This is a genomic window from Thalassotalea sp. Y01 (assembly GCF_012932945.1).
Classification (GTDB): Bacteria; Pseudomonadota; Gammaproteobacteria; order Enterobacterales; family Alteromonadaceae; genus Thalassotalea_A.
The window spans coordinates 20,119-32,063 of record NZ_JABBXG010000016.1 but is presented as its reverse complement, the minus strand read 5'-3'; the positions used below and the strand labels follow the sequence as shown (position 1 = coordinate 32,063).

Annotated in this window: 13 protein-coding genes and 1 riboswitch; of the genes, 10 read left to right on the top strand and 3 right to left on the bottom strand. The window is 40.4% G+C overall.

Annotation, left to right across the window (positions count from 1 at the left end):
- The 6 genes from HII16_RS16470 to HII16_RS16445 form a co-directional block, all read left to right on the top strand.
- Positions 1-410, top strand: a 410-nt coding sequence (locus tag HII16_RS16470) for a VOC family protein (protein WP_248289542.1), incomplete at its 5' end; no start/stop codon positions are given.
- A gap of 1,024 nt (positions 411-1,434) precedes the next feature.
- On the top strand, positions 1,435-2,421 hold the full coding sequence (locus tag HII16_RS16465) for a leucine-rich repeat domain-containing protein (RefSeq protein ID WP_169131905.1): 987 nt from the start codon (positions 1,435-1,437) through the stop codon (positions 2,419-2,421).
- A 124-nt stretch (positions 2,422-2,545) separates the two neighbouring features.
- Positions 2,546-2,887, top strand: coding sequence for a hypothetical protein (locus HII16_RS16460; RefSeq protein ID WP_169131903.1), 342 nt, complete (start codon positions 2,546-2,548; stop codon positions 2,885-2,887).
- A gap of 139 nt (positions 2,888-3,026) precedes the next feature.
- Complete coding sequence (locus tag HII16_RS16455; protein ID WP_169131901.1) at positions 3,027-3,590, top strand: dihydrofolate reductase family protein; 564 nt, start codon at positions 3,027-3,029, stop codon at positions 3,588-3,590.
- Between the two features lie 125 nt (positions 3,591-3,715).
- On the top strand, positions 3,716-4,867 hold the full coding sequence (locus HII16_RS16450) for a serine hydrolase domain-containing protein (RefSeq protein WP_169131899.1): 1,152 nt from the start codon (positions 3,716-3,718) through the stop codon (positions 4,865-4,867).
- A gap of 16 nt (positions 4,868-4,883) precedes the next feature.
- Positions 4,884-5,423 (top strand): hypothetical protein, encoded by a 540-nt coding sequence (locus HII16_RS16445; RefSeq protein ID WP_169131897.1) that lies wholly within the window; start codon positions 4,884-4,886, stop codon positions 5,421-5,423.
- Positions 5,424-6,280: 857 nt separating this feature from the next.
- Here HII16_RS16445 and HII16_RS16435 read toward each other — a convergent pair.
- The 3 genes from HII16_RS16435 to HII16_RS16425 form a co-directional block, all read right to left on the bottom strand.
- Positions 6,281-6,733 (bottom strand): hypothetical protein, encoded by a 453-nt coding sequence (locus HII16_RS16435; protein WP_169131893.1) that lies wholly within the window; start codon positions 6,731-6,733, stop codon positions 6,281-6,283.
- Positions 6,734-6,815: 82 nt separating this feature from the next.
- Positions 6,816-7,103 carry a hypothetical protein gene (locus HII16_RS16430; protein ID WP_169131891.1) on the bottom strand — a complete coding sequence of 96 codons (288 nt, stop codon included), beginning with the start codon at positions 7,101-7,103 and terminating at the stop codon, positions 6,816-6,818.
- Positions 7,104-7,123: 20 nt separating this feature from the next.
- Positions 7,124-7,720, bottom strand: a complete 597-nt coding sequence (locus HII16_RS16425) for a hypothetical protein (RefSeq protein ID WP_169131889.1) — start codon at positions 7,718-7,720, stop codon at positions 7,124-7,126.
- Positions 7,721-7,881: 161 nt separating this feature from the next.
- On the opposite strand from HII16_RS16425, the gene HII16_RS16420 reads away from it, so the two are divergent.
- The 4 genes from HII16_RS16420 to HII16_RS16405 all read left to right on the top strand — a co-directional run bounded on the left by HII16_RS16420 (position 7,882) and on the right by HII16_RS16405 (position 11,939).
- Positions 7,882-9,099 carry a pyridoxal phosphate-dependent aminotransferase gene (locus tag HII16_RS16420; RefSeq protein WP_169131887.1) on the top strand — a complete coding sequence of 406 codons (1,218 nt, stop codon included), beginning with the start codon at positions 7,882-7,884 and terminating at the stop codon, positions 9,097-9,099.
- Between the two features lie 8 nt (positions 9,100-9,107).
- The gene (gene yfbR / locus HII16_RS16415; protein WP_169131885.1) at positions 9,108-9,713 is read left to right on the top strand and encodes a 5'-deoxynucleotidase; all 606 of its coding nucleotides are present in this window, start codon (positions 9,108-9,110) and stop codon (positions 9,711-9,713) included.
- 36 nt (positions 9,714-9,749) lie between these two features.
- Positions 9,750-10,008, top strand: a riboswitch (cobalamin riboswitch).
- A 136-nt stretch (positions 10,009-10,144) separates the two neighbouring features.
- Complete coding sequence (locus tag HII16_RS16410) at positions 10,145-10,960, top strand: ABC transporter ATP-binding protein (RefSeq protein WP_169131883.1); 816 nt, start codon at positions 10,145-10,147, stop codon at positions 10,958-10,960.
- Positions 10,950-11,939: an iron ABC transporter permease gene (locus HII16_RS16405; RefSeq protein WP_169131881.1), complete on the top strand. Its 990-nt coding sequence runs from the start codon at positions 10,950-10,952 to the stop codon at positions 11,937-11,939. The genes HII16_RS16410 and HII16_RS16405 overlap by 11 nt, the downstream gene beginning before the upstream one ends.
- Positions 11,940-11,945 lie beyond the last annotated feature (6 nt).

Below are 11,945 nucleotides of genomic sequence, written 5' to 3'. Positions count from 1 at the left end.
CGTTAAGTTGCTATGGAGATAATATGCCGCTTAAGATTGATCATTTAACTTTTTTGGTTACATCATTAGAAGAAAGTATGCCGTATTACGATAAATTATTATCTTTAATAGGATTTGAAAAGTTACGGGATTATGTGTGGACAGATGGGGAAGGTTTTTTCTTTCAATTTGACCAAGCTAAAGCTGGTACAAGTGAATATGAAAGGTATGGAGCAGGCATGAACCATATAGGTTTCTGCGCGCCTTCACCTGAATTTGTAATTGATGTACAAAAACAGATGAAAGAGTCTGGTTTTTTGGTTCCTGAAACACAACATAGGGGAGATGCAGTCGCTTTGTTTATGAAAGATCCTGACGGTATTCGTTTTGAAATTACATATTACACGCCAGGAATGGCTGTAGTAGATTAGGGGTGCGCAACTTAACAAGTTGCTCAAACGGACAAAAAACAGTTGGCTTTTGCTCGTTCCTCGCTAATTTTAGCCAATTATTTAATTGCCGCTTAGCAAAGCGTTATAAGTCTATGGAGAGTCATCTACTTTGCAATACTTGTTCTTCGTAGCTTTTGCTATTTTAGCAATCCTACAGCTTGGCTTTCCTGTTTTAGCCAATAAAATAAAGGTTCGATTTAGTGAACTCGGTTATAAAATGGAATCAGATCCAAGTTACTCTTGGTTAAATGTTTCTAATTTTTGGACTGAAGCGAGGCGTATGAATGGTAAATATAATGACACTGTTGTTCGTAAGTACCTTGCCATTCGAACTTTATGGTGGTGTTTAGTCACAATCTGCTTTGTTGGGTTTGGTATTTCGGTCTAAAAGACTTATAACAAGAATTTAAAGCGGGACTGCTAACAGTTTGCTCAGTTTCGCTACGCTACACAATTTTAGCAAACTATTATCAGCTCCTTAAATGGGCGTTAGGTACAACATGAAAGTGTCAGCCGAAAACTTCAAAGTAATCCCTCTCAAAAAGGCTTTGATATTTTATTGCATCCTCATAGGCTGCGCACTTTTAAGTTATCAAATACTTAAACTAAACATTTCTCAAAATCATTTCGTATGGGATTTACTTGTAATCTTGTTCTTTATTTTGATGGCATGTATTGGCATAGCTTCACTTTTTTACGGTTTCAAAATAGTAAAATGTATGCAATCACCTCCACCTAATACATGGGTACTATCCAACTGGCGCGTTATAAGCGGCAAAAAAGCTTATTGGTCAGGCTGGGTTATAGTGTTTTGCGGAGCGTTTGTTTCTTTTGCGTTTATTTTTCAACTGATTGTTTATATAAAATATTTTGTGTAAGTTGTACCTAACAAGGCGCTCAAATAAAGACGGACGCGTAACACTTGGCTCGCGCTCCTTCGTCGCTAATTTTAGCCAAGTATTACTTGCCGTTTAGCGCGGCGTTATAAATATATGAGCAAAGTATGAAGCATCATTTTGGAGACCTCTTAGATCGTGATGGTAACTATTGGACAGTGGTGCCAAATAGAGAGCGTTATGCCTACGCCATAGGAGATGTACCAACTGGAAGTAAAGAAATTACAATAGTTACTATCGGTAGCGATGATGAAAACTGGGAGAGAGTCTTCACACTGCCAAATCTCGAAGAATTAACTCTTCACGAGCCAACTAAGGAACAACTTCAATCAATCTCAAAACTTACTTTGCTGAAACGATTAAGAATTACGCATGCACGGCCAAAAGACATAGACTTTATTACCACGTTGGTAAATATAGAAGAGTTGGTTTTAGAATATGTTTCAGGTTTCTCTGATTTAGCCCCATTGCGATCATTAAAAAAGCTCCGCTCTCTGCACATGGAAAACCTACGAAGAGTTAAAGAGTTTGATGGTCTAGCTGGCATTGAAAGTCTCAGATATTTGCGAATCGACGGAACGCTTGATTGGAAGCAACCCATTTCTGATTTTGAGTTTCTAAAAGGGCTTCCAAATCTAGAGGTACTTTCATTTGGTCAAGTAATTAACAAGTCTCCATACCCAGCTCTTTTACCAGTTTTGGCTTTGAAAAAGCTTAAAAAAATCAAGTTAGTTTGGAATATGCTGGCAGCTGAAGAGTATGCTCTTATGGAAGTTGCATTGCCTAATGTTGAAGGGGCTTGTTGGGGGCCATACACTCGGTTTGCCTATTCTTCAATTCCTCTGCCTCGAGATGACGTTCGTGCTCATTTGCCAGAAGATGTAATCAAATTAAATCACCCTGAAGTCTCAATATCCTATAAAGGGGAAAGGCTTGTTAACGACCCTAAAGAGGAGTGGTTCGAGTTCACTGGTAAAAAGGCAGGTAGAGCAAAGTGCAGTAATTCTAAGTCCAAAGAAAAGTGCGATGAATACGTATTGAAATATCAGTTAATGAAAGAAGAGGCCCAGAGAGTTATTTCAAATATCGGGTAGCTCAGTGGCAATAAATTTATAACAAGCGGCTCCACCGGACAAATTTTATTGTCACCTTTTTTGTACCAAAAAAGCCGCCAAAAAAATTTGCTCGGTGAGCCGGGCGTTATATGCAAAGGAAGTTATGCAGTTAATCAAATATCTAATCACAGTTTTAGTAATTTCATCTTCTAGCTGTTTTGCTCAAAATATACATTGTGAAATATCAGGAACTTGGAAACACGCAGATAAAAATGCGTGGCTTGAAGTCGATTTAATAACTAAAACTGTTAACGTTAAATCGCACTTGGATAATCCTAAAGCTAACGGGCTTACGGTAATAAAAAACTTGGAACCTAAGTGGTCAGGAGAAATGTATAACGGAAGCACAGGAGGTTATGTTTCTGTTAAGCTAGATTTTAATGGTTGTGAACAGTTAAAAGTAACTGACAATGGTGTAAATATTCTTACATTAAACCGTGAGTAGTTTGCATATAACAAGCAATTAAAGCGGGACTTTTTACAGTTTGCTCGGTTTCGCTGCGCTACACAATTTTAGCAAACTAGTAAAAAGCCCCTTAATGTGGGCGTTATAAGTAATCTCAAATTCGGAGTTAAATTCAACTATGAAGTGTTCTGTTTATATTGCTACAAGTGCTGATGGTTATATAGCAACACATGACGGTGGTGTTGACTGGTTACATACAGCAGGAAATTCAGAAGCGGATATGAGTAACAACCCTGATATGGGGTTTAATGATTTTATCGCCTCAGTTGATTGTATGATCATGGGACGAAAATGTATGGATGCTATTTCTAGTTTCAACTTAACTCCTGAACAATGGCCTTATGGTGAAACTAAAATCTATGTGCTAAGTAACTCAATGAAAGAACCGCCTGAAAATTTACGTGGTAAAGTTGAGATGTATTCCGGCGATATTATTAAGTTAATAAGTCAACTTGAAAGTGGCGGTTATAAACACGCTTACGTAGATGGAGGAACAACGATTACGGCTTTTATCAACCTTCAACTCATCAATGAAATGACAATTACCAAAGCACCAATCATTTTAGGGAAAGGCCTTCCGCTTTTTGGTGAATTAAATAATAATATTAAGCTTATAAATTCAGAAGCTACTGTATTCCCGAATGATTTTATTCAAGAGAAGTTTGGTGTAAATTACTTATAACAAGTCATTAAAGCAGGAAAATTTACAGTTGGCTGTTTTCACTGCGTTCAACATTTTAGCCAACTACAAATTTCCTCTTAACGGGGCGTTAGCCATACTCATCACTCATGGAGTCGGATTTAAAGATGAAAATGTATAAATACATTGGATTGATTTTATTAACATTAATTCAGACTGCATCAGCTAAAGAAGAATTGTCGTTTAAAGACTGGCGAAATACAGCTATCAATTCAAATTTTTCAGGTGTTGTGTTGGTTGCTGCAGAGAATAAAGTCTTGTTTAAAGAAGCTTTCGGGTTGGCAAATAGAGAGAAGAATATACCTTTTTCCGAAGATACAATTTTTGATATTGGCTCACTTACAAAACAATTTACAGCAACTGCAATTTTAAAACTGCATGAATCTAATAAGCTCTCTGTCAACGACCCGCTCTCTAAGTTTTTTGATAATGTTCCCGATGATAAGAAAAAAATTACTGTACATCACCTATTAACACACACTGCTGGTTTTGTTGCAAACCGAGGAGGAGGTAGTTCAAATTTGTATGATGTTGTGACAAGAAAGGAGTTAATTGAAACTGCTTTTAAATCAAAATTACTTACTCTACCCGGGGAAGAATATAATTACTCAAATATTGGTTATAACTTACTCGCGATAATTGTCGAAAAAATCACAGCGGATAACTATGAAAAATTTTTTTATGAAAATCTTTTTGAACCAGCCGGTTTAACTAAAACAGGTTATCGTCTACCCAAGCGGGCTGAAAATAGAGTCGCTATAAATTACGGTGCAGATCAAACTGCTTATCAACGGCTATTTTCTATTGAAGCAAAGAGCCTCCCTGTCGGAAGCCCTTTTCAGCATTTAAAGCTCGAGGAAGGCCCACGCTTTAATATGGAGGGTGCAGGAGGCATGTCATCTACTGTAGGAGACCTATTCCTTTGGTATATGGCTTTGAGGTCAAATTTGATTCTTTCTGATGAATCTAAAAAGCAATTATTTTTACCACACAATGCATCGTTAGAGAAAGAGTCCAAATCACATTATGGTTATGGTTGGGATATTAAGTCTACTGCTAGAGGAACATTACATGCCCAACACAATGGTTCAAATGGGTACTCTTTTGCCGATATGCATTATTTTGTTGATGAAAATATTTTTATTGTACTAGCGACAAATGACATCGATGTTTATCCACAAGTTGTAATGGACGAGCTTTTATTACTAGTGGAGTCAGGTATGGCTAACAAGAAAATACTTAATAAAATGAAGCTTTAATAAAGCTTGGTTCTAGATGACACAACATGAATATATTTTTGTAACCGTTTCCATAATTATTGGATTATCATTAACACGCCTCTTACATGTGATTGGAGATTTGATTCGTTATCACAACAAAGTTAAATTCCATTGGTCTACAGCTATCTGGGGCTTGACCGTTATGGTTTTTACCCTTCAACTATGGTGGGTAGGCTGGGATCTTCATGACTTTTCTGATTGGTCTTTTATACACTTTTTAGTTCTCATTTTAGCATCGATTTTCATGTATGGTGCGTCAGAAATGGCACTTCCAGATCCTGATGATGGATATTTTGACATGCTATCCCACAGTAGAGGTTTGGGTCGAGTATCGGCAATGTCTCTATTATTATTTTTTCTTCTAGGCCCCTATTTCAATATATTTATGTTTAATAATCCATTACTGTTATCGTTGGTAATACCATCAATTGGTGCCGTAATAATGTTGCTAGTTATATTTATCCCTCGGTGGTTTAAATGGTTGTCTATTATTTTTGGGTTATATTCATTGTGTGTACTTTTTGTAACGGTTTAAGTTAATGTTAGTGCTAGTAGCAGTAAACACACAACAAGCTGTTCAAGCGGGACAAAGGCGTTATGTTTTAGGGTTGTACTGCCTAGTAACGGAGAAATAATTAATGTGGTCTATTTACTGGCGGTCCTTAATAGGGATAGTCCTTGCAATAGGTTTGTCTTCGTTTTTGCACCAACATCTGGGTATATTGGAGCTAATAGCTAACCCCAATTACCACCCTGCAATTTTCTGGTGCTCAACATCGTTGATTTTTTCGGTGGTTTCATTGTTTCAGAGCAATGGTCTAGTTTATATTTTTTGGGGCAAGAAATTGCGATACACCAAAAATTATTGGTGCTCCCTTAACTTAATAATTATCAGTTTTTTTCTTGTTTTGGCGTTTTTGAGTATCGTAATCCACTACAGTTTTAATGAGGTTTTTTGGTCGCACTATAAGCTATTTGCACAACCTGTAATCTTATTGCTTTGCCCTCTACTGTTTGGTAATTTATTGAAATGTATAACAAAACATAACAATTTTTTAATACGCTAAACAATGACTCGGTAGTTACACGTCTCGTACATTGCCAAAACGCAAAAGAGTGCCAAGCAAATACCGCTTAACATTAGCGTTAAATTTTCTATGGATAGATTAGAGATATTTTCACCGACAGAGCGAATTACACCAATATAGAGCGAACGATTAAGACTCTTTAACATACAAAATCAAAGTTTAATATGTGGCGAGAACTGAATCTAAATAATGTAAAAACTATAATTGGTTCGCTGGGATAGCGGTGTCTCAATCAACTAAATTTGAGTGTCGAATCACGAAGTTAATTGGTTGACAACAGGCCAAGATACTTCCGTTAAGAAGATTATTTAATTTCGCGATTACGCAGCAAGTTTTGTTGTGAACGGGCGATAGCAAATAAGGTGATGGCAAACATGATATTCATAAACTTAGCCGACGAGATTTCCAACTCAAAACTCACGTCGGTAAGATGCGCATACACCATAGCGCTGCCAACAACTTCGGCGACAATCACGGTAAATGGGTACACGAACAACAGTATCGCTGCTTTGCTTAATTGCTCATAGTGTTTTGGCTCGGCTAAAAATCTGGCTATCATCACAAAGGCCGCTGCTAATACCATAGAAGACAGCATCATCATGCTGCACACTTTGCGGATCATATCGTCACTGATGTCATTGACATAGGGGTACAATTCAAGCAATTCCATTTTTTGGCTTTGCGGAATAACCACTCCTAGCGCACCGTATAGCAACACAACCGTTGCCGACAGATAAAATAACCATCTGCTTTTCATTATTAGTCCTTTTTAGCAGGTTATATAAATACCTTACCAGTAGACCACAAAATCAGTGAAAAGTTTATCGGCTGAATGGATGTTAATAAGATTCGGCATCCATGTCGATGCCGCCTAGTTTTGCTGACACTAAATTGTAGGCAACAGATGACATGGCGCCTAAGATAAAGCCAACCAAGGCGAATAATACCGGCATACCGACAATCGCGCCAAAAGCAAATAAGCTGCCCCAATTAACGCCTGTGCTGGTGAGATCAGCCCATAAACCGACAAACGCGTATAACAGACCAGCAACTAAACCAAATCCAGCAAACGCCAAGGCGATTAATTTAGCCAAGAAAACAATACCAATCGATTTCAATTTAGCCATCATTGCTCCTAATGCTCTGCTCATGCGTTAAAGTGCCATTTATCCCAGTAAATTTTACGATTAAATCGCTTCGATAAGTTTTTATTCAATTGATGAAAGGTGGTCACGTCATCACGCAGACCGCTGATGCAATACCAAGCGAAACGATGGCAGTTGTTTTTGATCAGATGGTAGTCTTGATATTCAAAAATTTTATTGGTGGCTCTTTCTGCGGTGATGGTATCGGCTAATGCATTGCCCTTGGAATCACAGGCAACAAAGATTTCACTGCCCGAGCGTTCTTGCAAAAAGCGTTGTGGCGATATCGCCTTGATAAGGCCAGAGCCATGCAATTCGACAATGGTATCGTCATCTACCCATATGCCGGTATGATCAAGCACGCCGCCTAAGCCACAACAGATTAGCGCGCCGGGTTTAACAATCGCTGGTACCTCATTGGTAAACACTTCACTCGGGTATTTAGCGACACCACTGTCATGTTTTGATAAACGATGACGTGTTTGATCGCCTTCACCCTTAGTGCGCAAATGTTCTTGCCGTTTGCGTTTTTCATCAAGCTCGTTGACAGCAGCCGCGCCAATAACAGCAGCGCCTAGCCACAATAATGGTAATGGCATATCACGTACCTCTTTATACTTCAATTTTAGGGCATGTCATAAGTTATACCGAATTTATTGCACTAATACCTAAAAAAAAGTGTCAGTAAGTATTTCAAATGTCACAAATTTAGTTATCCTTAAAGCAATCATTAAGAAAATCAATTATTAAGCTGTAACCAATGAGCGAGTACTTAAAGTCAAACAAATTAAGTGGCGTCTGTTATGACATTCGCGGTCGTATTGCCGATGAGGCAAAACGGCTGGAAGAAGAAGGCCATAAAATACTAAAACTAAATATTGGTAACCCTGCCCCGTTTGGCTTTCTCGCCCCAGACGATATCTTGCGCGATGTCATCCATAATCTACCGACGGCACAAGGTTATAGTGAATCTAAAGGCATCTATTCGGCCCGAGTTGCGGTGATGCAATATTACCAACAGTTTGGAATGAAAAACCTGGATGTCGAAAATATATTTATTGGTAATGGCGTCAGTGAGCTGATAGTTATGGCAATGCAAGCGCTGTTAAACGAAGGTGATGAAGTGCTGATACCAGCACCCGATTACCCGTTGTGGACTGCATCCGTCGCCTTATCTGGCGGCAACCCAGTTCATTATCGCTGCGATGAACAAAGGTTCTGGTATCCGGACATGGACGATATCGCCAGCAAAATCAATACAAATACCAAAGCTATTGTTTTAATTAACCCAAATAACCCAACCGGTGCTGTGTATCCCAAAGAAGTCTTGGAGCAAATTTTGGCGTTTGCCGAGCAACATGGCTTAATCGTTTTCTCTGATGAAATATACGATAAGGTATTATACGATGGCACTACGCACACCCCTACCGCCAGCTTAAGCGAAGATGTATTGGTGGTCACCATGGGTGGCCTGTCTAAAAATTACCGTATCGCCGGTTTTCGCGCTGGCTGGATGATGCTTACCGGCCCATTGTTAAAAGCGCGCAGTTACCTTGACGGCTTAACCATGCTTGCCTCTATGCGTTTGTGCGCAAATGTGCCCTGTCAACATGCCATACAAACCGCATTAGGTGGTTATCAAAGCATTAAAGAATTAGTGCAAGATGGTGGCCGTTTAAAGAACCAACTCGATATAGCCCATCAAATGATCAATAACATTGATGGCCTCAGTTGTCACAAAGCCAAAGGCGCGATGTATTTGTTTGTCAAAGTCGATGGCGAACAACTTGGCATTCATGACGATGAACAGATGGTGCTCGATATTTTACGTCAGGAAAAAATGCTAGTGGTACAAGGCAGCGCCTTTAACCTAACCGAAGGCATTTATTTTCGTTTAGTATTTTTGCCTCACGCTGAAGATTTGATCGACGCGGTTAATCGCCTAAAGCACTTTTTCAGTCATTATTCACAAGATTAGGATATTCTATGGACAGTACATTTTTAGCCTGGTTGTTTCGTATGCCTTTGATCAAGCGCTGGGCACTAATGTATTGTGTAAAAGCTGAGAATATTGCCGAACACTCGCATCAAGTCGCGGTTGTCGCACACCTGCTTGCGGTGATCCGCAATCAAAAATTTAACGGCAACCTTAATGCCGACAGAGCGGCGACAATTGCCTTATACCACGAAGCCGCAGAAACGCGCTATGGCGATGTGGTCAGCCCTACCAAATACGCTAACGAGCAAATTTCTCGTGAGTTTAAAAAAATTGAAGGCTTGGCTGAGCAAGAATGCTTAGCAACCCTGCCAGAAGAGTTACAGCAAGTGTTTGCCGAGATCATCGTGCAAGATGATGTCGATACCGAGCTCAAAGCCGTGGTCAAAGCCGCTGATATATTGGTTGCCTATATCAAAGCGGTGACCGAGTTGTATCATAACAATCCTGAATTTGAACACGTTGAGAAAAACCTCAAACACAAGCTCGATCAAATTAAAGCCGATATGCCTGAGGTGGATTACTTCATTGAGACCTTTATTCCGGCATGTACTGCGACCGTAGACAATCTCAGCCAACAAAATTCCAATGGATAGCAACAAACAGTTTTATTTAGACGTCTAAACTGCTATAGTAGCAAAACTTTAACAGGTGTTCTATTGTTTTACTTAGCAAAAGCTAAAGGATAAACAAGAACTTAATAGGGAATGAGGTGTAAGTCCTCAACTGTTCCCGCAACTGTAAGTAAAGCGTTTTTAAAGGGTGAGCGCCCTGCGTACCACTGGACACAAGCTGTTCCGGGAAGGTTAAAAACTGGATAATCAGGCCAACAATGCGGTCAAGATTATCACTTTACGAGTCAGGAGACCTGCCTGTAAAAGGACAGTATTCGTGCGGGTAACGCGAAGCAAGTCGGTCTTTTGTTTGTTGTCGTCAATGTCATATCATTGCCCTAACTGCTGACCTGCTGGTTATCCCATTTTTGGTTAAGCGCCTTATTTTTAAGGTAGCGGGTTTAAACGGTCATATGAGCAACAAGGCTTTGACGTGCCAATCATTAACATGGCAAGTCGACAAACAATCCATACTCAAGCAAGTATCCTTTGCGATAGAGCGCGGCGAATCAATCAGTATTGTCGGGCCCAATGGCGCCGGAAAAACCTCATTGCTAAAATGCCTAGCCGGTCTTATTGACGCCGACAGTGGCGATATTTATGTTCATAATAAAAACCTCAAACAGCTTAGCCGCCGTGATATTGCGCAACATATAACCGTGGTAAATCAGCACCACAGCAACCCGTTTCAACTACGTTGTCGTGAAGTGGTGCACATGGGGCTAATTCCACATAAAAGCTGGTTTGAAACAGACAGCGATGCCGACCATCATAAAATCAGTATGGCACTTGAAAAGGTCGATTTACTTGATAAACAAGAGCAACACTTTAATACCCTATCGGGCGGTGAACAACAGCGTGTCATGATAGCGCGAGCCATCGTACAAGACCCCAAGATATTGCTGATGGATGAGCCGACCAATCACCTGGATATTTATTACCAACAACAAATTCTTTCGTTGGCCAGTTCGCTCGACCTCACCTTGGTAATGAGTCTGCATGATCTGAATCTGGCCAGCTATTATAGCGATCGCATTTTAATGCTTAATCACGGTGAAGTTGTCGCCGTTGGCACGCCTGAAGAGGTGTTAAAAGAGACCACCTTGCAACAGGTGTTTAATGTGCCTTGTCAAGTTCATCGCTATGTCGATGACAAACAAAAATCACAAGTACAAGTGCAGTTTTTACCAGGCATGGTAAACCCGCGGGGAGCAACAGATGCGAGTTAAAAGTCGCTATACCCCGGCATTAATCGCATGCAGTGTCCTTGCCTTGATCAGTCTCTTTGTTGCATTAGGGCTTGGCGTTACTGGGGTGTCGCATCAACAGTTATTGTCCTGCTTGCAACGTTGCGATAATCAATTACACCAAACCATATTATTTGATATTCGCCTACCACGAGTCATCGCCGGTTTTCTTGCCGGTGCAGGATTAGCGGTTGCTGGTGCGTTAATGCAAAACGTAACTCGCAACCCACTCGCCGATCCCTATTTATTTGGTATTGTCGCAGGTGCTGGGTTAGGGGCAACCTTGGCAACCTTGCTGCCACCTCACTGGCAAGTTATTGGTCTGCCGCTGTCGGCATTTATTGGCGCTTTATTTGCGGTTGCCATGGTGGTCTCAGTGCTGACCCATAACAATTGGCGCCGAGTCGAGCATTTATTACTGGCGGGTGTGGCAGTGTCATTCTTATTGAGCGCCATCACCAGCTTTATTCTCTATACGGGCGATGCATTCTCGTCGAATCGAGTAATATTTTGGCTAATGGGCTCTCTCGCCTCAGCGGATAGCGATGCCATTTGGGTGATGTTGCCAGTGGTGGTGCTGGCGATTACTGTATCTTTGATATTAAGTCGCCAATTAGATGCGTTATTGCTAAGTGATGAAAGCGCAAAAACACTCGGCGTAAATGTCGATGCCTTGCGTCTTACCATACTAATATTGTGTGCCTTGGTTTGTGCCATTATTGTCTCGTTTTGCGGTGGTATTGGCTTTGTCGGCTTAATGATCCCCCATGTGGTGCGCAATTTGTTGGCGATAACCAGTTTTAAACTCATTGTCTTTAGTGCACTTATCGGCGGCAGCTTTTTAGTCTGGGTCGATGTGTTGGCGCGCACCCTGCTAGACGGTCAAGAGATCCCAATCGGGGTAATTACCTCCGCCTTAGGCAGTATCTTCTTTTTAGTGCTAATGCGACGCATGAGGTAAGTAGCA

What these genes read in the sequence shown, in the direction of transcription:
- HII16_RS16455 (WP_169131901.1), top strand. Translation starts at nt 3,027, where the DNA reads ATGAAGTGTTCTGTTTATATTGCTACAAGTGCTGATGGTTATATAGCA.
- HII16_RS16460 (WP_169131903.1), top strand. Translation starts at nt 2,546, where the DNA reads ATGCAGTTAATCAAATATCTAATCACAGTTTTAGTAATTTCATCTTCT.
- HII16_RS16425 (WP_169131889.1), bottom strand. Translation starts at nt 7,720, where the DNA reads ATGCCATTACCATTATTGTGGCTAGGCGCTGCTGTTATTGGCGCGGCT.
- HII16_RS16420 (WP_169131887.1), top strand. Translation starts at nt 7,882, where the DNA reads ATGAGCGAGTACTTAAAGTCAAACAAATTAAGTGGCGTCTGTTATGAC.
- HII16_RS16405 (WP_169131881.1), top strand. Translation starts at nt 10,950, where the DNA reads ATGCGAGTTAAAAGTCGCTATACCCCGGCATTAATCGCATGCAGTGTC.
- HII16_RS16435 (WP_169131893.1), bottom strand. Translation starts at nt 6,733, where the DNA reads ATGAAAAGCAGATGGTTATTTTATCTGTCGGCAACGGTTGTGTTGCTA.
- HII16_RS16450 (WP_169131899.1), top strand. Translation starts at nt 3,716, where the DNA reads ATGAAAATGTATAAATACATTGGATTGATTTTATTAACATTAATTCAG.
- yfbR (WP_169131885.1), top strand. Translation starts at nt 9,108, where the DNA reads ATGGACAGTACATTTTTAGCCTGGTTGTTTCGTATGCCTTTGATCAAG.
- HII16_RS16445 (WP_169131897.1), top strand. Translation starts at nt 4,884, where the DNA reads ATGACACAACATGAATATATTTTTGTAACCGTTTCCATAATTATTGGA.
- HII16_RS16410 (WP_169131883.1), top strand. Translation starts at nt 10,145, where the DNA reads ATGAGCAACAAGGCTTTGACGTGCCAATCATTAACATGGCAAGTCGAC.
- HII16_RS16430 (WP_169131891.1), bottom strand. Translation starts at nt 7,103, where the DNA reads ATGGCTAAATTGAAATCGATTGGTATTGTTTTCTTGGCTAAATTAATC.
- HII16_RS16465 (WP_169131905.1), top strand. Translation starts at nt 1,435, where the DNA reads ATGAAGCATCATTTTGGAGACCTCTTAGATCGTGATGGTAACTATTGG.